Raw genomic sequence first — 19302 nt, 5'->3', positions numbered from 1 at the left:
CGTTCACGCTCTCGCATACCTCGACTCGAATCATGTCCCCGATCACTGAGATTTCCCCGAACTCCCGTTCCCTCCGTAACTGGCTCGTCATTGCCGTCTCGCTGTTGGCACTGCTGGTCCTGATCTGGTGGTTCTGGCCAGAAGCCGCCTCCAAAGCCGGCCACCAGAACGGCCGAGGGGGAGCCGGGCGCCCCGGATTCGGTGCCTTCTCGGGACCGGTACCGGTGCGTGTCGCCACCATCAGCCAGGGCGACTTCCCGGTTTACCTCAAGGCTCTCGGCACCGTTACTGCGCTGAACACCGTAAACGTGCGCGGTCGTGTCGATGGTGAACTGGTCAAGCTGCAGTTCGAGGAAGGTCAACAGGTCAAGGCTGGCGACCTGCTGGCGGTGATCGACCCGCGTCCCTACCAGGTCGCCCTGCAACAGGCCGAAGGCACCCTGGCGCAAAACCGCGCGCAACTGAAGAACGCCGAAATCGACCTGGGCCGCTACAAGGGCCTCTATGCCGAGGACAGCATCGCCAAGCAGACCCTGGACACCCAGGAAGCGCTGGTGGCGCAGTACCGCGGGACCATCAAGACCGACGAGGCGGCCGTGGCTTCAGCCAGGCTGAACCTCGGTTTCACCCAGGTGCGCGCGCCCATTTCCGGTCGCCTCGGCCTGCGCCAGGTGGACCTCGGCAACCTGGTCAGCAGCGGCGACACCACGCCGCTGGTGGTCATCACCCAGACCAAGCCCATCAGCGTCGCCTTCACCCTCCCCGAGGGCCAGTTGCCGCAGGTGGTCAGCCGCTTCCGTGCCGGCCAGCCCCTGGTGGTCGAGGCGTGGGACCGTGGCGACAAGGTCAAGCAGGCCGAAGGCGTGCTGCAGAGCCTGGACAACCAGATCGACACCACCACCGGCACCCTGAAACTCAAGGCGCGTTTCGCCAACGAAGACGAAATCCTCTTCCCCAACCAGTTCGTCAATGTCCGCCTGCGCGCCGAGTTGCTGACGCAGGCGGTGCTGATTCCTTCGGCTGCCGTGCAGTTCGGCAGCCAGGGCACCTTCGCCTACGTGATGGATGGCGACAAGAAGGTCAAGGTCCGCAAGCTGGAAACCGGTCCGGACGACGGCGAGCGCACGGTGGTCAAGAGCGGTCTGCAGCCAGGCGAGCGCGTCGTGCTGGAAGGTACCGACCGCCTGCGCGACGGCAGCGACGTGGAAGTGGTGCATGACGCCGACGAGGTTCCAGTGCAGCCCACCGAGCAACTGCAGGGCGCCAAACCTGAAGGCCAGGACGCGAAAGGCGGCGTATGAACCTCTCTCGCCTGTTCATCCTGCGGCCGGTCGCCACCACTCTGAGCATGCTGGCGATCCTCCTCGCCGGCCTGATCGCCTACCGCCTGTTGCCGGTTTCCGCGCTGCCCGAGGTGGATTATCCGACCATCCGCGTCCTCACCCTCTATCCGGGCGCCAGCCCGGACGTGATGACCAGCGCCGTTACCGCGCCGCTGGAGCGCCAGTTCGGGCAGATGCCAGGGCTGACCCAGATGTCTTCCACCAGTTCCGGCGGTGCCTCGGTCATCACCCTGCGCTTCAGCCTGGAAATAAATCTGGACGTGGCCGAGCAGGAGGTGCAGGCGGCCATCAACGCGGCCACCAACCTGCTACCCAACGACTTGCCGGCGCCGCCGGTCTACAACAAGGTCAATCCGGCCGATACCCCGGTGCTGACCCTGGCCATCAGCTCGAAGACCATGCCGCTGCCCAGGCTGCATAACCTGGTGGACACCCGCATGGCGCAGAAACTGGCGCAGATCAGCGGCGTGGGCATGGTCAGCATCGCCGGCGGCCAGCGCCAGGCGGTGCGCATTCGCGTCAATCCCGAAGCCCTGGCGGCCAATGGCCTGAACCTGTCCGACGTGCGCAGCCTGGTGAGCGCGTCCAACGTCAACCAGCCCAAGGGCAACTTCGACGGCCCGACCCGCGTTTCCATGCTGGACGCCAATGACCAGCTCAAGTCCGCCGAGGAATACGCCAACCTCATCCTCGCCTACAACAACGGCGCCGCCCTGCGACTGAAGGATGTCGCCAGTATCGTCGACGGTGCTGAGAACGAGCGCCTCGCCGCCTGGGCCAACCAGAACGAGGCGGTGCTGCTGAACATCCAGCGCCAGCCCGGCGCCAACGTGATCGAGGTGGTGGACCGCATCCAGGCCCTGATGCCGTCGATCACCGCCAACCTGCCGGCGGGCATCGATGTCGTGGTCCTCACCGACCGCACCCAGACCATCCGCGCGGCCATCACCGATGTGCAGCATGAGCTATTCCTCGCCATCGCCCTGGTGGTGATGGTGACCTTCCTGTTCCTGCGCCGGATGAGTGCCACCATCATCCCGTCCATCGCCGTGCCGCTGTCCCTGGTGGGCACTTTCGCGGTGATGTACCTGGCCGGCTTCTCCATCAACAACCTGACGCTGATGGCACTGACCATCGCCACCGGCTTCGTGGTGGACGACGCCATCGTCATGCTGGAAAACATCTCCCGTCACCTGGAAGAGGGGGAGACACCGCTCAATGCCGCGCTCAAGGGTGCGAAGCAGATCGGTTTCACCCTGATCTCCCTGACCTTCTCGCTGATCGCCGTATTGATCCCGTTGCTGTTCATGGCTGATGTGGTGGGCCGGCTGTTCCGCGAGTTCGCCATCACGCTGGCGGTGGCGATCCTGATCTCGCTGGTGGTCTCCCTGACCCTGACGCCCATGATGTGCGCGCGCCTGCTCAAGCGGGAGAAGAAAGAAGAGGAGGGCGGTTTCTACAAGGCCAGCGGTGATTTCATCGACGGCATGATCCAACGCTATGGCCTTGGCCTGACCTGGGTGCTCAGGCACCAGGGCCTGACCCTGCTGGTGGCCATCGGCACCCTGGTGTTGACCGTGCTGCTCTACCTCGCGGTACCCAAGGGCTTCTTCCCGGTGCAGGACACCGGCGTCATCCAGGGCATCACCGAGGCGCCGCAGTCGGTGTCCTTCCGCTCCATGAGCGAACGCCAGCAGAAGGTCGCCGCGCTGATCCTCAAGGATCCGGCGGTGGCCAGCCTGACGTCCTACATCGGCGTCGACGGCGACAACGTCACCCTTAACAGCGGCCGCATGCTGATCAACCTCAAGCCCCACGGCGACCGCGATGTGACCGCCAGCGAGGTGATCCAGCGCCTGCAGCCCGAGCTCGACAAACAGAGCGACATCCGTCTTTACCTGCAGCCGGTGCAGGACCTGACCATCGAGGACCGGGTCAGCCGCACCCAATTCCAGTTCAGCATGGAATCCCCGGACGCCGACCTGCTCAACGAGTGGACAGGCAAGCTGGTGGACGCCCTGCGTCAGCAGCCGGAGCTATCGGACGTGGCCAGTGACCTTCAGGACAAGGGCCTGCAGGTGTACCTGAACATCGACCGCGACATGGCCGGACGCCTGGGTGTGGAGATTTCCGCCATCACCGACGCCCTCTATGACGCCTTCGGCCAGCGGCAGATTTCTACCATCTTCACCCAGTCCAGCCAGTACCGCGTGGTGCTGGAATCCGCCGCCGGCGAAGTGATCGGCCCGCAGGCGCTGCAGCAGATTCACGTCGTCACCAGTGCCGGCACCCAGGTGCCGCTCTCGGCACTGGCCACAGTGGAAGAGCGCCAGACGCAACTGGCGGTCAGCCATATCGGCCAGTTCCCGGCCGTGACCCTGTCCTTCAACCTGGCGCCTGGCGTCGCCCTGGGCGAAGCGGTGGCGGTGATCGAACGGGTGCAGCAGGACATCGGCATGCCCGAAGGCATCCAGACCCGCTTCCAGGGCGCGGCGGCGGCCTTCCAGGCGTCGCTGTCGAGCACGCTGCTGCTGATCCTGGCGGCGGTGGTGACCATGTACATCGTGCTGGGGGTGCTCTACGAGAGCTATATCCACCCGGTGACCATCCTCTCCACGTTGCCTTCGGCGGGCGTCGGCGCCCTGCTTGCGCTGCTGCTGACCGGCAATGACCTGGGCCTGATCGCGATCATCGGCATCATCCTGCTGATCGGCATCGTGAAGAAGAACGCCATCATGATGATCGACTTCGCCCTGGACGCGGAGCGGCACCAGGGCATGTCGCCCGAGGATGCGATCTACCAGGCGGCGCTGCTGCGCTTCCGACCGATCCTGATGACCACTCTGGCGGCCCTGTTCGGCGCCATCCCGCTGATGTTGGCTACCGGCTCCGGCGCCGAACTGCGCCAGCCACTGGGCCTGGTCATGGTGGGCGGCCTGCTGCTGTCCCAGGTGCTGACCCTGTTCACCACCCCGGTGATCTACCTGGCCTTCGACCGCCTGGCCCGTCGCTTCACCGGCCGCAGTGCGGCGGGGGTGGCGGTATGAGCCGCTTTTACTCCCCCTCCCCCTGGGAGAGGGCGGGGGTGAGGGCAGTCGTGCTCCGCGCGGAGGCTAGTCTTTGAACCTCTCCGCCCCCTTCATCCATCGCCCGGTCGCCACCATGCTGCTGAGCCTGGCGATCCTGCTGCTGGGTAGCGTCAGTTTCGGCCTGCTGCCGGTGTCGCCGCTGCCGCAGATGGACTTCCCGGTGATCACTGTGCAGGCCAGCCTGCCCGGCGCCAGTCCGGAGATCATGGCGTCCAGCGTGACCACGCCGCTGGAACGCTCCCTGGGCACTATCGCCGGCATCAATCAGATGACCAGCCGCACCAGCCAGGGCTCGACGCGGATCATCGTGCAGTTCGACCTGGACCGCGACATCAATGGCGCTGCCCGCGATGTGCAGGCGGCCATCAACGCCTCCCGCAACCTGCTGCCCAGCGGCATGCGCAGCATGCCCACCTACAAGAAGGTCAACCCGTCCCAGGCGCCGATCATGGTGCTGTCGCTGACCTCCGACGTGAAGGAGAAAGGTGAGCTCTACGACATGGCGTCCACCATCCTGGCCCAGAGCCTGTCCCAGGTTAAGGGCGTGGGTGAGGTGCAGATCGGCGGCAGCTCGCTGCCGGCCGTGCGGGTGGAGCTGGAGCCGCAACTGCTGACTCAGTACGGCATTGCCCTGGACGATGTGCGCAGCGCCATCGCCGCCGCCAACCAGCGTCGCCCCAAGGGCTCCGTGGAAGACGCCGGCCGCCACTGGCAAGTCGGCGCCAACGACCAGCTGGAGAAGGCTGCCGACTACACGCCGCTGATCCTCCGCTACCAGGACGGCGCCGCCCTGCGCCTGGGCGACGTGGCCAAGGTCCGCGATGCGGTGGAAGACCGTTACAACAGCGGCTTCTTCAACGACGACTCGGCGGTGCTGCTGGTGATCAACCGCCAGGCCGGCGCCAACATCATCGAGACCATCGAAAGCATCAAGCAGCAACTGCCCGCGCTGCAGGCGGTGCTGCCGGCCAGCGTCAAGCTGGATCTGGCCATGGACCGCTCGCCGGTGATCCGCGCCACCTTGCACGAAGCCGAGCGCACGCTGCTGATCGCCGTCGGCCTGGTGATCCTGGTCGTCTACCTGTTCCTCGGTAACCTGCGCGCCTCGCTGATTCCGGCACTGGCGGTGCCGGTGTCGCTGGTGGGCACCTTCGCGGTGATGTACCTGATGGGCTTCTCGCTCAACGTGCTGTCGCTGATGGCGCTGATCCTCGCCGCCGGCCTGGTGGTGGACGACGCCATCGTGGTGCTGGAGAACATCTCGCGGCACATCAACGACGGCATGGCGCCATTCAAGGCGGCGCTGCAGGGCACCCGCGAAGTCGGCTTCACCTTGCTGTCGATGAACCTCTCGCTGGTGGCGGTATTCGTCTCCATCCTGTTCATGGGCGGCATCATCGACCGGTTGTTCCGCGAGTTCTCGCTGACCCTGGCGGTGGCTATCCTGGTTTCGCTGCTGGTGTCCCTGACCCTGACGCCGATGCTCTGTGCGCGTTGGCTGAAACCCCATGTGCCGGACGAAGACAGCCGCCTGCAACGCTGGAGCGAGGCGCTGCATACGCGCATGGTCAATGTCTACGACCGGACCCTGGGCGTGGCCCTGCGTCATCCGCGTCTGACCCTGGCGAGCCTGTTGCTGACCATCGGCTGCAATATCGCGCTCTACGTGCTGGTGCCCAAGACCTTCCTGCCACAGCAGGACACCGGCCAGTTGATCGGCTTCATCCGTGGCGACGATGGTCTGTCCTTCACCGTGATGCAGCCGAAGATGGAAATCTTCCGCCGCGCCGTCCTCAAGGACCCGGCCGTGGAAAGCGTGGCCGGCTTCATCGGCGGCAGTGGTGGTATCAACAACGCCTTCATGATCGTGCGCCTGAAGCCCATCGCCGAGCGCAATGTGTCGGCGCAGAAGGTCATCGAACGCCTGCGCGCCAATCTACCCAAGGTGCCCGGTGGCCGGCTGATGCTGATGGCCGACCAGGACCTGCAATTCGGTGGCGGCCGCGAGCAGCGCAGTTCGCAGTACGAGTACGTGTTGCAGAGTGGCGAACTGTCCGACCTGCGCACCTGGGGGCCGAAGGTCACCGCTGCACTCAAGGCGTTGCCGGAGCTAACCGCCATCGACGCCAACGAAGGGGAGGGCGCCCAGCAGGTCACCCTGCAAGTGGACCGCGACACCGCCAAGCGACTCGGGGTCGACATGTCCATGGTCACCACCGCGCTGAACAACGCCTACAGCCAGCGGCAGATTTCCACCATCTACGACACCCTGAACCAGTACCAGGTGGTGATGGAGGTCAACCCGAAATACGCCCAGGACCCGGAAACCCTCAAGCAGGTCCAGTTGATCACTGCCGATGGCCAGCGCGTGCCGCTGTCCAGCTTCGCCCGCTACGAGCGCAGCCTCGAAGAAGACCGCGTCAACCACGAAGGCCAGTTCGCCTCGGAGAGCATTGCCTTCGACCTGGCGCCTGGCGTCAGTCTCGACAAGGCCACCGTGGCCATCGAGAAGGCGGTGGCCGCCATCGGCCTGCCCAGCTCGGTGATCGCGCGTATGGGCGGTAGCGCCGATGCCTTCCAGAGCACCCAGCAGAACCAGCCGTGGATGATCCTCGCCGCCCTGGTGCTGGTGTACCTGGTGCTCGGCATCCTTTACGAGAGCTATGTCCACCCGCTGACCATCCTCTCGACGCTGCCGTCGGCCGGGGTGGGCGCGCTGCTGGCGATCCTGCTTACCGGTGGGGAGTTCAGCCTGATCTCGCTGCTGGGACTGTTCCTGCTGATCGGCGTGGTGAAGAAGAACGCCATCATGATGATCGACCTCGCCTTGCAGCTCGAACGCCAGGAAGGCATGGAGCCTGAAGAATCCATTCGCCAGGCCTGCCTGTTGCGACTTCGGCCGATCCTGATGACCACCATCGCCGCCATCCTCGGCGCCGTGCCGTTGCTCATCGGCGGCACGGAAGGCGCGGAAATGCGCCAGCCCCTAGGTGTCGCCATCATCGGCGGCCTGGTGCTGAGCCAGTTGCTGACTCTCTACACGACCCCTGTGGTCTACCTCTATCTCGACCGTCTGCGCCATCGCTTCAATCGCTGGCGTGGCGTGCGCACTGACGCCGCTCTGGAAACACCCCTATGAACACCGCCGCCATTTCCCTGAACCCCCTGCGCCGCGCGATAGCCCTGGCGCTCGCCGGCCTGTTGCTCGTTGGCTGTGCTATCGGCCCGGACTACAAGCGTCCGGAACAAAGCGTGCCCGTGCAATTCAAGCATGCAGAGGGCTGGTCCCTGGCCAGCCCGGCCGACCTGGACCATCGTGGCCGTTGGTGGGAGCTTTACGGCGACGCCACCCTCAACGACTTGCAGCAGCGCCTGGAAACCTCCAACCAGACCCTGGCGCAGTCCGTCGCCCAGTACCGTCAGGCGCAGGCGCTGGCCCGTGGTGCCCGTGCCTCGTTCTTCCCCTCGGTGAGCGGCAATGCTGGCAAGACCCGCTCGGGCCAGGGTGGCGGCGATAGCACCGTGCGCCTGTCCGACGGTTCAACCGTCACCAGCTCCGGTGGCGGTGGCGTGTCCAAGAGCTACGACGCCAGCCTCGGGGTGAACTGGGAGATCGACCTCTGGGGCAAGCTACGCCGCCAGCTGGAGTCCGACACTGCCAGCATGCAGGCCAGCGCTGCCGACCTGGCCGCAGCGCGCCTCAGCCTGCAATCGGAACTTGCGCAGAACTATCTGCAACTGCGCGTTCTGGATGCGCAGAAACGCTTGCTGGAAGCCACCATCGCCGGTTACCAACGCGCCCTGACGCTGACCCAGAACCAGTACAAGGCTGGCATCGTGACCCGCGCCGACGTGGCCCAGGCCACCACCCAGCTGAAGAGCACCCAGGCCCAGGCCATCGACCTCAAGTACCAGCGTGCGCAACTGGAAAACGCCATCGCCGTGCTGATCGGCGTACCGCCGGCGGAGTTCAGCCTGGCCGAAGTGGACAGCGTGCCGGCCCTGCCGAGCGTGCCCACCCTGCTGCCTTCGCAACTGCTGGAGCGTCGTCCTGACGTGGCTTCCGCCGAGCGCAACATGATGGCCGCCAACGCGCAGATCGGTGTCGCCAAGTCGGCCTACTTCCCCAGCCTCAGCCTGACCGCTGCGGGTGGTTATCGCAGCGGCAGCCTGCAGGACTGGATCACCACGCCGAACCGCTTCTGGTCCATCGGCCCTGAATTCGCCATGACCCTGTTCGATGGTGGCCTGATCCGCTCCCAGGTGGCGCAGGCCGAAGCCAGCTACGACCAGACCGTCGCGACCTACCGCCAGACTGTGCTGGACAGCTTCCGCGAGGCCGAGGACTACATGGTCCAGCTCGACGTCCTGGAAGAGGAGAGCGGGGTGCAGCAGGAGGCCCTCGATGCTGCCCGCGAGGCCCTGCGCCTGATCACCAACCAGTACCGGGCCGGTACCGTGGACTTCAACAGCGTGGTCACCAACCAGGCCACCGCACTGAGCAACGAGCGCACCGTTCTGACCCTGATGGGTACCCGCCTGACCACCAGCGTCCAGCTCATCGCGGCGCTGGGTGGCGGGTGGGATCAGGGACAGTTGGAACAGGTGGATTCGGATTCGGAAGCGACTCCCTGACGCTCCCGACACTTGGAGTGGGACACCATTGTGGGAGTGAATGATTCGCTCCCACAGGGTTACGTCTGGCCGCTCACATCCACAACCGGCACCTCACACAACACCTTCAGGCTCTCCACCAACTCATCCCCCGCACGCCCCAATCCCGTCCTCCCATACAGCGCCAGCCTCAACCCTCGGATCTCCGGCAACCCTTGCCCTTCGTCCAGCAAACGGTGCTCCGGCCCCAGCACGCGCAGCGGCAAGAGGCTCACGCCCAGGCCAGCAGCCACTGCCGCACACACGCTTGCCAGGCTGGCGCTGGAGTAGGCGATGCGCCAGCGCCGGCCCTGCACGTCCAGGCCATGGAGCATTTCGTTGCGGTAGAGCCCGCCAGGCGGAAACACCACCAGCGGCAGCGGTTCACGTCCGAAGACCGGTTGGCTGGCGCTGTCCACCCAGCCCAGGGGCTCCGGCCAGGACGCCAGGCTGTCACCGCCATCGCCCATACGCTTGACCAACAGCAGGTCGAACTCACCGCCCTGGTACAGCCGCAGCAGTTCCGGGCTGAGGCCGCTGGTCACCTCAAGGCGCACGCCGGGCCAGGCGGCGGAGAATTCTGCGAGCACCGGCATCAGGCGTTCAGCGGCGAAGTCCTCAGGCACCCCCAGGCGCAATACGCCGCTGCCGGGCTGGTGGCGCAGCACTTCAGCGGCTTCGTCCTGAAGGGCAAGGATGCGCCGTGCATAGCCGAGCAGTTGTTCCCCCTCGGCGGTCGCCACCACCTGGCGCTGGCTGCGGTCCAGCAGGCGGCAACCGAGGCTTTCCTCCAGCCTTCGCAACTGCTGGCTGACGGTGGATTGAGTGAGGTGCAGGCGCTCGGCGGCGCGGGTGAAGTTACCGCAGTCGGCTACGGCCACGAAGCTGCGCAGGAGGAGGGGATCGAACATTTAACTATTCCTACTGACACTGATAGGCATGGATATATTTAATTTCAGAATACCTGACCAGGTGGACATAATTTCGCTCATTCGACGAAGCGCGGAGGCGAACCATGAAAGCCCGACTCACCCACTGCCTGCTCCTCGCCACCAGCCTGCTGCTGGCGGCCCAGGCGAACGCCGATGACGCCGGCCAAAGCCTGCTTCAGGCGGCCGGGACGGGTGACCTGGTCACCGTCGACAAACTGCTGGAACAGGGCGTTTCGGTGGATGTACGCGATGCCGAGGGCAATACCCCCTTGCTGGTCGCCACGGCCGGAAATCAGGTCGAGGTGGCGCGCCGCCTGATCGAAGCCGGTGCCAACGTCAATCTGCAGAACCGCATGCAGGACAGCGCCTACCTGCTGGCCGGCGCCAGCGGTCACCAGCAGATCCTGGAACTGACCCTTGCCCATGGTGCCGACCTGCGCAGCACCAATCGCTTCGGCGGCACTGCACTGATTCCCGCCTGCGAGCGTGGCCACGTGGAAACCGTGCGCACCCTGATCGCCGCTGGCGTCGACCTCGACCATGTCAACAAGCTGGGCTGGACCTGCCTGCTGGAAACCGTGCTGCTGGGCGACGGCGGCCTGGCCCACCAGCGCATCGTCGACCTGCTGATCGCCGCCGATGCCGATCTCGACCTGCCCGACAAGGACGGCGTTACCCCCTTGCAACATGCCGAGCAGCGCGGCCAGTCGGCCATCGCCGCCAGGCTGCGTGCCGCCGGCGCCCGCTGATTGATGGAGCAACCCATGTCTGAAGAACGCAATTACCTGGAACAGGCCGTGGAACTGGCGCGGCAGAACGTGGAACAGGGCGGCCGTCCATTTGGTGCACTGCTGGTTCGCGATGGTGAAGTTCTTGCTCGTGCCGTGAATGAAATCCATCTGACCCAGGACCCGACCTGCCATGCCGAACTCCAGGCCATCCGCGCTGCCAGCAGGCAGCTGGGGCCGCGCCTGGACGGTTGCGTCATCTATGCCAGCGGCCAACCTTGCCCCATGTGCCTGGCGGCCATGCATCTGTGTGGCGTGAGCCGCGTGGTATTTGCCGCGGCCAATTCCGTGGGCGAACCCTTCGGCCTTTCCACCGCTGCCGTCTACCAACAGATGGCCCTGCCGCTGGAGGCCCAGAAGCTGGATATCCGGCACCTGCCGCAACCGGCCATGAGCGAAATCTACGCGCGCTGGCAGGCCCTGCATGCAACGCGCTGAACGCCTTGAAAGATTCGCCGGCTGGGCACTGCTCATCGCCCTTGGATTGAACCTGCGACCTATCCTCGCCTCGGTCAGTCCGCTGCTGGCTGATATCCGCGGCGCCACCGGCATGGGCTTCCAGACTGCCGCGTTGCTGACCACCTTGCCGGTCGTCTGCATGGGCCTGGTGGCGCTGCTGAGCAACCGGCTGGACGGCCTGGGCGAGCGGCGCGGCATCGGCCTCGGTCTGGCACTGATCGCCGGCGCTTGCCTGGCGCGGTTGCTCCTCGGCCAGGCCGGGCCACTGCTTGCAACCGCGTTGCTGGGCGGCGCCGGGGTGGCGCTCATCCAGGCGTTGCTGCCGGCCGTGATCAAGCGACGTTTCGAAGGCCGCGTGGCGCTGGCCATGGGGGTCTATTCCGCATCCCTGATGGCCGGTGGAGGTCTGGCCGCGCTGTGCAGCCCGCTACTCGCCCACCATTTTGAGCATTGGCAGGCCGGCCTTGGCCTTTGGCTGGTGCCGGCGTTGCTGGCCCTGGTGCTGTGGCTGGCGCGTCCCGTGCCGGGGCCCGCGCCGACCGTCGCAGGTAGGTCCGCGCGTTTCGCCGGCAATCGCCGGGCCTGGCTGCTGGCGCTGTACTTCGGCTTGGTGAACTGCGGCTACATGAGCATGGTGGCGTGGCTGCCAGCCTACTATCAGCAACTCGGCTGGAGCCCAACCCGCAGCGGCTCTCTGCTCGCCTTCATGACCCTCTTCCAGGTCATTGCCGCGCTGGGCATGCCCGCACTGGCGCAGCGCAGTATTGACCGTCGGCCATTGCTGTCGGTCAGCCTGGCCGCCCAGGCAGTGGGATTCGGCGGTCTGATCTGGGCGCCGACGGAGCTGTCCGCTCTCTGGGTGGCGCTGATCGGCTTCGGTCTCGGGGCCTGCTTCGCCCTCAGCCTGATCCTCACCCTCGACCACCGCCGCGACCCGCGCGAGGCTGGTCAACTGGCGGCTTTCGTGCAGGGAGTGGGCTTTCTGATCAACGCCGTGTCGCCCTGGCTCAGCGGCTTTTTGCGGGAACTCACCGGCAGCTTCGCCGCCGCCTGGCTGGTGCTGGTGGTCAGCGCGGTGCTGATGCTCGGGCTGACCCGGCTGTTCAGCCCGGCGAGCTACAGGCCGGTGGCGACCACAGCGCCGGTAGGCGGCACCTTCTAGGGGCGATTTCAATCGCCTTGCGGACTGCCGCTCTACCCTTGGTGACCGGTAGGGCAGATGGCCTCTGCGTCCGCCCACCTGGGAACTTGTAGGAGCGACCTTGCTCGCGAACAGGCCGAGCACGATCTTTCGCGAGCAAGCTCGCTCCTGCAGAAAGTTCAAACCCCTCCCGCTAATGGGAGCACTTCGAATTATCACAGGCAGAGCCGATGATTCGTGATCACGTCCTGAGGATGTGGTTTCCCGGGATCAGATGAATGAGCCCCTTCGGGGCCGATTGCGGCGCCGGATAACCGGTCCCGCACGGCGCGCCAACAGCGGCTATACCACTGAAAAGGCCCCACACACGGCAGCAGCCGTGGCTTCGAGGGCCTGTCCGGGAGAGCCGCATGCCAGAAACTGCCAGAACAGCCATCGTCACCGGAGCGTCCCGGGGTATCGGTGCCGCCATTGCGCGACGCCTGGCCGCCGAAGGAATCCAGGTGGTGGTCAACTACGCCTCGCGGCCGGAAGCCGCCGAACAGGTGGTGGAGGAGATCCGGCGCGCGGGTGGCAAGGCCTACCCGGTGCTGGCCGATGTCAGCGACCCGGTGGCGGTCGCCGTCCTCTTCGACCAGACGGAGATGGAATACGGCGCCATCGACATCCTGGTAAACAATGCCGGAGTGATCCAGCCCGGCCTGGTGCCGTTGGCCGACACCGAAATGGCGCTCTACGACCGGCTGTTCGCCATCAATACCCGAGGCACCTTCAACACCCTCAAACTGGCGGCGTCGCGCCTGCGCCGTGGCGGTCGCATCGTCAATCTGTCCAGCAGCGTGGTTGGGCTGAGCCTGCCGGGCTACGCCATCTATGCCGCGTCCAAGGCGGCGGTGGAAACCATGAGCGCGATCTTCGCTCGCGAGCTGCGCGGGCGGAACATCTCGGTGAACTGCGTGGCGCCGGGGCCGACCGCAACCAACCTGTTCCTGGAAGGTAAACCGGCGGAACTGGTGGAGCGCCTGACCAAGCAGGCGCCGCTGGAACGGCTGGGCAATCCCGAAGACATCGCCAATCTGGTGGCTTTCCTCGTCAGTCCGGAAGGGGCCTGGGTGAACGGACAGACGCTGCGGGTCAATGGTGGCATCGTCTGAGCGCCTGCTCACGATCGGCTGCGCGTCGGATTAACTGCGTTGCGAATGGCTTCGGGCTTGTTCATTTACAGCTCGCGCAACCGTGAGCAGGCTCTAATGTGGAGGTCGCATGAAAGGCTACCAGCTCACCCTGTATACCCAGCAGAACCGCCGTCATCAGGGCAAGATGCTGGCTGACTGGATCGTCGCCCAGGCCATGGACATGGGCCTGCGCGGCGCCACTCTGGTTTCCGGGATCGAGGGTTTTGGCCACAGTCGGCAATTTCATTCTCACCACTTCTTCGAGATGGCCGACCAGCCGATGCTGATCCTCCTTGCGCTCTCCGAGGACGAATGCGACGCCTTGCTCAAGCGCCTGGAAGAAGAGGGCGTGACTCTGTTCTACGTGAAGGTGCCGGCGGAGTTCGGTCTACTGGGCGCAGCTGTGGATGCCTGAGCCGTGGCTCTGCGACAATCGCCGCTCTCTCTACCTGCAAGGCCACCCGATGAACCCCGAAGACCTGCTGCTCCTGGTCACCCGCGAAATGCCTTACGGCAAGTACAAGGGCCGTCTGCTCGCCGACCTGCCTGGGCATTACCTCAACTGGTTCGCCCGCGAGGGCTTTCCCAAGGGTGAGATCGGTCGGTTGCTGATGCTGATGCAGGAGATCGACCACAACGGCCTGAAACCGCTTCTCGAGCCGCTGCGCAAGAGGCGCTGAGTCGGCCTTGGGGGCGCGGCCTAACCCCGGCGCCCGGTCAGGGAGGGCTGTTCGCCATACAGGCGCTTGTAGAGCGAAGAGAAATGGCTGGAGCTGGCAAAGCCCAGGTCCAGCGCCAGGGTGGTGATGCTCTGCAGCGGGTCTTGCTTTAGCCGGCGACGTGCCTCGGCCAGGCGTAGGGAAAGGAAGAACTGCTGCGGCGTGGCCTGGCTGATCTGCTTGAAGCAGTACTGCAAGGTGCGGTGGCTGGTGTTCAGGGCCTGGCAGAGTTCGAGCATGGACAGCGGCAGGTCGAGGTTCGCCTGCATCATCTCCACCGCCGCGAGCACCAGGCGGCGACGTTGTTCCAGTGTGCGGGGCAGGGCGCTACCGCGCTGGTTCGGACCGAGTAGCACCTCGTCCAGCCCCTGGAGCACGCAGTCGAGGCTGGACATCACGGTACGCACGCCATGCTCGGCTGAGCGCGGGTCGTATTCCGCGCGCTCGAAGGCGCCGATGGAGGCGCACAGGTACTCGCGCAGGCGCTGCGCAGCCAGCGGTGAGATATCCAGGCGGCGCCGGCCGAGTGCCTGCTCCAGGCGTTCCTGCTCCTCGGCCCCGAGAACCCGGGCGATCAGGCGGCGATCCACTGTCAGCCCGAGCATGCCGATTTCGCCGGGGGCACAGATTTCCATTTCCTCGCCACCTTCCAGTACCAGCAGAGTGTCGCCGGCCAGGGCTCCGCCATTGAACAGCGAATCAGCGGAAACCTTCAGCGGAATGCCGAACACCACTTGGTCTTGCGGTGGCGTCATGTTCTCGTGCAGGTGCAGGTTGGAGTGCTCGTAGATGAGTGACGCCTCGACGAGCTGGATGTGCAGCAATTCGGCATGCAGCCGGCCACGTCCCAGTTGGGTGTAGTCCTGGTTCCAGCCGGCCAGTGCGCCGGCGAGCTCGTCGGAGTCGGATGCCTGGTGTCGGGCGATGCCTGTCATGTCGGGTTACCTGTCGAGCGCGGTTGGCGGACGCTCCGGGCCATCATGGCGGAGTCCCGCGCAACCGGCATTACCCTGCGCGCCAGGCGCTTGTGCATCCCTGCCAGGCGCTGCCGCGATGGATCATCGCTGGTCGAGGTAGGCCTGCGCCAGATGGCAGACCCGCCCGATCAGCATGGGCGCCAGCTCCTCGGCTGTGCGACTTTCCCGACGGGTGTGAATCCAGCCCAGGTAGGTCATCCCGCGTAGCGCCAGGAACAGCGGCAAGGTCGCGCGGTCAGCCGCGGTCAGCGGTTTGACCGAGTGGTAGCCACCCAGCAGCGCCGCTTCGATCTCCGTGTAGCGCGGGTCATCCAGGCAGAAGTACAACGCCGTGGCGAGCTCGAACATGTGCCAACCGAAGCCGGCGTCATCGAAGTCGATCAGGTGCAGTCTGGCCTGCTCCAGCAGCAGGTTTTCCGGCACCAGGTCGGCGTGGATCATGCCGAAGTTGTCCAGGTTGCGCCCATAACGTCGCAGGTCCGCGCGTGCCGCCTGACGTGTGGCCTGCAACAGCGCGCGCTGGGCTGGTTGGAGCAGGTCCAGCTCCCAGTAGGGGCCCCAGAATGGGCGCTGGCCGATCAGGCCTTCTTCATCCCAGGCGTGGCGGCTGAAAGCGTTGGGCTGCTCCCAGCGTGCCGAACTCTGGTGGATGCGCGCGGCGACGGCACCGGTGTCGAAGAACAGGCCGGCAACGTCGGTCTGCACCGCGAGTCCGTGTTCGGCCGAGCCGATGCTGGTGCCGTTCAGCCAGCCGAGCATGTCGATGTAGCGAGATTCGCCCAGCTCGTCACTGTGAACCCGTGCCAGATGCTCACCGTGGCGGGTGCGGATGATCTGCGGTACATGGATGCCGTCGGCGGCCAGTGCCTCCATCCATTGCAGCTCGGAGCGCAAGGCTTCCTCGGAGTGGTAGCCGTCGCGATGGACGCGCAGGGCGCTGCGTTGGCCGTCGCGGCGGGTGGCGCAGAACACAGCGTTTTCACGGTACTTGATCAGGTCCAGACGGACGAAATCGCCGTCCCATTGCTCAAGGGCGGTGAACGCCAGGCGCTTCAGGCTGGCGACCTGCTGGTCGTGGTCGAAGGTGTGGAATTGGCTCATGGCACGGTTCTCAGAGTTCGCGCAGGACGCTGTCGAGGGTGTCGATGAACAGGTCCGCGTCGGCGCGGCTGAACACCAGCGGCGGGCGGATCTTCAGCAGGTTGTCGTCGGGGCCAATCTTGCTGATCAGCACGCCGCGCTCGCGCATCTGGTTGACTACGCGGCGCGCCTCGGCACCTGCCGGCGTCTTCTGCTGGCGGTCGCGCACCAGCTCGACGGCGAAGAACAGGCCCTTGCCGCGCACGTCACCGATGATCGAATGCTGGCCCGCCAGGCGCTCCAGTCCGTTCGCCAGGTGCGCGCCAACCGCGCGGGCGTTGTGCAGCAACTGTTCGTCCTCGATGACGTCGAGCACCGCGCTGCCCACGGCGGCGGCCACCGGCGAGCCGCCGAAGGTGTTGAAGTAAAGGTTGCGCCCACCGAAGGACTCGACCCGTTCGCGGCGGGTCACCAGGCCTGCCAGGGGGAAACCGTTGCCCATGGGTTTGCCCAGGGTGACGATGTCCGGTACCGCGCCATGGGCCTGGTGGCCCCACATGTGCTCGCCAGTGCGACCGAATCCGGCCTGGACCTCATCGACGATCAGCAGGCCGCCGGCCTCGTGGACCAGCGCCGCGATGCGCTCGACGTAGCCTGTCGGAATGCGGGGCAGGCCCTCGTTGGCGAACAGGGTGTCGATCAGCATCGCCGCCAGTTGCACGCCCTGGGCCTTGAGCGAGGCAATCGCTTCGGCCACACGAGCCACGTACTGATCGGCCAGGTCTGCCGCACTGGTGCCGACCGGCGCCCGGTACAGGCAGGGAATCGGCACCGCGCGGGCGAACGGCGAGAAGGGCTCGGAACTCGGCAGCGCGGTGGTCACTTCGGCCAGGCTGGTGGTATTGCCGTGGTAGTTGTAGCTGCTGACGATCACGCCCTTGCCGCCGGTGCCCGAACGCGCCATGCGCAGCGCGAGTTCGTTGGCCTCGCTGCCGGTACAGGTGAACATCACGCAGTCCAGAGACGCATCGAAGGTGCGGGTCAGGCGTTCGGCGTAGGCGACGATCCGCTCGTTCAGGTAGCGGGTGTGGATGTTCAGGGTGGCCGCCTGGCTGGCCATCGCCTCCACCACGCGCGGGTGGCAGTGACCCACGCAGGGCACGTTGTTGTAGACGTCCAGGTAGCGTTTGCCGCTCTCATCGAAGAGCCATACGCCCTGGCCCTTCACCAGATTCAGGGGCTGGTCATAGAACAGCGGCGACTGGTCGCCCATGGCCCGGTAGCGGCGTTGCAGAAGATCGTGCTCAGACATTGTCGGGATTCTCCGTGGCGAGGGGCTTGGCAACGCGCGAGACGCGCATCAGGTAGTTGATGACCAGCACGACGGCCAGCACGGCGAGGGCGATGAGCACTTCGACTTCGAGCTGGAAGCAGGCGGCAATCACCGTCAGTGTCAGCAACATGCCGAGGCCGGCGATCACGGGGCCGCCGCGCAGTCGGTACGGGCGCGCCAGATGGGCATGGGTGCGGCGCATGCGGATGTAGGCGGCGAACAGGAAAAGGTGGCAGGTGCAGAGCAGCAGCACCACGCACAGCAGCAGTTTCTCCGGGCTGACCAGGGTCAGCGGCAGGCCGATTGCGGCCAGGGCCAGCAGTGCGATGTAGGGTGAGCCGCGACGGTTGGTCCGCGCCAGTGCGGCTGGGAAGTAGCCGTCGCGGGACAGGGCGAAGAGCTGGCGGGAGGCTGAATAGACCACCGAGAAGAAGGTGGCCAGCAAGCCGCAGATGGCGCCAATGCCTACCAGTTGCGCCAGCCAGCTCGAGGCGTCGTAGCGACCGCTGTGGGTCATGGCGGCATACAGCGGGTCGGCGGCTGTGCCGACCACCTGGACCCCGGCGGCGCCCGGTGCACAGACCAGCACGGTGACTGCCGTCAACAGCAGGGTGGCGACGGCTGCGGCGATCCCGCGGGACATGGCGCGGCCGGGGTCGGCAGCTTCTTCGGCGGCGGAGCTGACCTGCTCGATGCAGATGAACATCCAGATGGCGAAGGGCACGCAGGCGAAAATGCCATGGAGACTGAGGGACTCGCCGAAGCTTCCCGCGGTGCCGAGCAGGTTGCTGCTATCGAGCTGGGGCAGCATGGCGCCGCCGAATACCAGCAGGGTCACGGCGGCAATGGCACCTGCCAGCAAGGTGACACCAAGGGCTTCACCGACGCCGCGGATGTGGATGCCGATGATCAGGGCGAACAGAGCCACCTTTACCGGCCAGCCACCGAAGCCGAATACCGACTCCATGTAGGAGGCGACGAAGGTTGCTGCGGCGCCGGTGCCGATAGTCAGCGCCAGTGCGCAGGCGGACCCCACCAGGTAACCGACGAACGGGCCGAATGCGCTCTGGGCGTAGGCGAACACGCCACCGGCATGGGGCATGGCGGTGGACAGTTCGCTGATGCACATCGCCAGTCCGCAGCTCAGTGCCGCCATCAGCAGGGTGGCCAGGAGCATGTTGGCCCAGCCGTTTTCGGCGAGGCCGAAATTCCAGCCGGAGAATTGACCGGCGATCACCAGCGATATGCCGAGCCCCGCGATCTGGGGCCACCCGAGTACAGCTTTCTTGAGCATGGCGGTGCTTCCTTCTTGTTGTTGTGCCGTGGAGCAGGCGCGGGATGGCCGTGCCTGCCGGTGCGACGTTAAGGCGAGGGGAGAGGCGGCGATATCAGGAATGCGCAAAGTGGATCGGGGGCGGACCTGCGGCCCGCTTGGCGAATGAATTCGCCCCTACAGGCTTATGCCGGCGGTGAGCCGAGCGTCACCCCTCGCCATTGAGGGAGAGGGGCTGGGGGAGAGGGCGGGTACCCGTGACTTGGGGTCCCCGGTATTTCGCGAATGAATTCGCTCCCACAGGCAAATGCCGGTGGTGAGCGGAGCGTCACCGCTCGCC

The 19302-nt window shown here is 65.7% G+C and carries 15 protein-coding genes; 10 read left to right on the top strand and 5 right to left on the bottom strand.

Features of this window, described 5'->3' with window-relative positions:
- Positions 1-32 precede the first annotated feature (32 nt).
- From E8E75_RS07190 to E8E75_RS07175, 4 genes are all read left to right on the top strand, one after another.
- Positions 33-1301, top strand: coding sequence for an MdtA/MuxA family multidrug efflux RND transporter periplasmic adaptor subunit (locus E8E75_RS07190; RefSeq protein WP_120651381.1), 1269 nt, complete (start codon positions 33-35; stop codon positions 1299-1301).
- Positions 1298-4390 carry an MdtB/MuxB family multidrug efflux RND transporter permease subunit gene (locus E8E75_RS07185; protein WP_120651380.1) on the top strand — a complete coding sequence of 1031 codons (3093 nt, stop codon included), beginning with the start codon at positions 1298-1300 and terminating at the stop codon, positions 4388-4390. Before E8E75_RS07190 ends, E8E75_RS07185 begins: the two co-directional genes overlap by 4 nt.
- 73 nt (positions 4391-4463) lie before the next feature.
- Positions 4464-7571 (top strand): multidrug efflux RND transporter permease subunit, encoded by a 3108-nt coding sequence (locus E8E75_RS07180; protein WP_153921387.1) that lies wholly within the window; start codon positions 4464-4466, stop codon positions 7569-7571.
- On the top strand, positions 7568-9067 hold the full coding sequence (locus E8E75_RS07175; protein WP_153921385.1) for an efflux transporter outer membrane subunit: 1500 nt from the start codon (positions 7568-7570) through the stop codon (positions 9065-9067). The genes E8E75_RS07180 and E8E75_RS07175 overlap by 4 nt, the downstream gene beginning before the upstream one ends.
- A 59-nt stretch (positions 9068-9126) precedes the next feature.
- Here the strand turns inward: E8E75_RS07175 and E8E75_RS07170 are convergent, their stop codons facing one another.
- Complete coding sequence (locus tag E8E75_RS07170; protein WP_153921383.1) at positions 9127-9996, bottom strand: LysR substrate-binding domain-containing protein; 870 nt, start codon at positions 9994-9996, stop codon at positions 9127-9129.
- Positions 9997-10100: 104 nt separating this feature from the next.
- On the opposite strand from E8E75_RS07170, the gene E8E75_RS07165 reads away from it, so the two are divergent.
- From E8E75_RS07165 to E8E75_RS07140, 6 genes are all read left to right on the top strand, one after another.
- Positions 10101-10766 carry an ankyrin repeat domain-containing protein gene (locus E8E75_RS07165; protein ID WP_153921380.1) on the top strand — a complete coding sequence of 222 codons (666 nt, stop codon included), beginning with the start codon at positions 10101-10103 and terminating at the stop codon, positions 10764-10766.
- A gap of 15 nt (positions 10767-10781) precedes the next feature.
- The gene (locus E8E75_RS07160) at positions 10782-11243 is read left to right on the top strand and encodes a nucleoside deaminase (protein WP_120651375.1); all 462 of its coding nucleotides are present in this window, start codon (positions 10782-10784) and stop codon (positions 11241-11243) included.
- On the top strand, positions 11230-12426 hold the full coding sequence (locus tag E8E75_RS07155) for a CynX/NimT family MFS transporter (RefSeq protein WP_153921378.1): 1197 nt from the start codon (positions 11230-11232) through the stop codon (positions 12424-12426). The genes E8E75_RS07160 and E8E75_RS07155 overlap by 14 nt, the downstream gene beginning before the upstream one ends.
- 389 nt (positions 12427-12815) lie before the next feature.
- Positions 12816-13559, top strand: a complete 744-nt coding sequence (locus E8E75_RS07150; protein WP_120651373.1) for a glucose 1-dehydrogenase — start codon at positions 12816-12818, stop codon at positions 13557-13559.
- Positions 13560-13668: 109 nt separating this feature from the next.
- Positions 13669-13995 (top strand): DUF190 domain-containing protein, encoded by a 327-nt coding sequence (locus E8E75_RS07145; protein WP_120651372.1) that lies wholly within the window; start codon positions 13669-13671, stop codon positions 13993-13995.
- Positions 13996-14044: 49 nt separating this feature from the next.
- A complete protein-coding gene (locus E8E75_RS07140) occupies positions 14045-14260 on the top strand; it encodes a DUF3820 family protein (RefSeq protein WP_120655213.1) in 216 nt (71 codons plus the stop codon).
- 20 nt (positions 14261-14280) lie between these two features.
- Here the strand turns inward: E8E75_RS07140 and E8E75_RS07135 are convergent, their stop codons facing one another.
- From E8E75_RS07135 to E8E75_RS07120, 4 genes are all read right to left on the bottom strand, one after another.
- The gene (locus E8E75_RS07135) at positions 14281-15234 is read right to left on the bottom strand and encodes a helix-turn-helix domain-containing protein (protein WP_153921376.1); all 954 of its coding nucleotides are present in this window, start codon (positions 15232-15234) and stop codon (positions 14281-14283) included.
- 123 nt (positions 15235-15357) lie between these two features.
- Positions 15358-16377, bottom strand: a complete 1020-nt coding sequence (locus E8E75_RS07130; protein ID WP_153921374.1) for a phosphotransferase — start codon at positions 16375-16377, stop codon at positions 15358-15360.
- 10 nt (positions 16378-16387) lie between these two features.
- Complete coding sequence (locus tag E8E75_RS07125; protein WP_153921372.1) at positions 16388-17668, bottom strand: aminotransferase class III-fold pyridoxal phosphate-dependent enzyme; 1281 nt, start codon at positions 17666-17668, stop codon at positions 16388-16390.
- On the bottom strand, positions 17661-18983 hold the full coding sequence (locus tag E8E75_RS07120; protein WP_153921370.1) for an amino acid permease: 1323 nt from the start codon (positions 18981-18983) through the stop codon (positions 17661-17663). The genes E8E75_RS07125 and E8E75_RS07120 overlap by 8 nt, the downstream gene beginning before the upstream one ends.
- Positions 18984-19302 lie beyond the last annotated feature (319 nt).

Origin of the sequence: Pseudomonas sp. BN606 (assembly GCF_029873115.1) — a bacterium.
GTDB lineage: Bacteria > Pseudomonadota > Gammaproteobacteria > Pseudomonadales > Pseudomonadaceae > Metapseudomonas.
The sequence above is the reverse complement of the archived record's forward strand: the minus strand, read 5'-3'. Positions and strand labels throughout refer to the sequence as shown.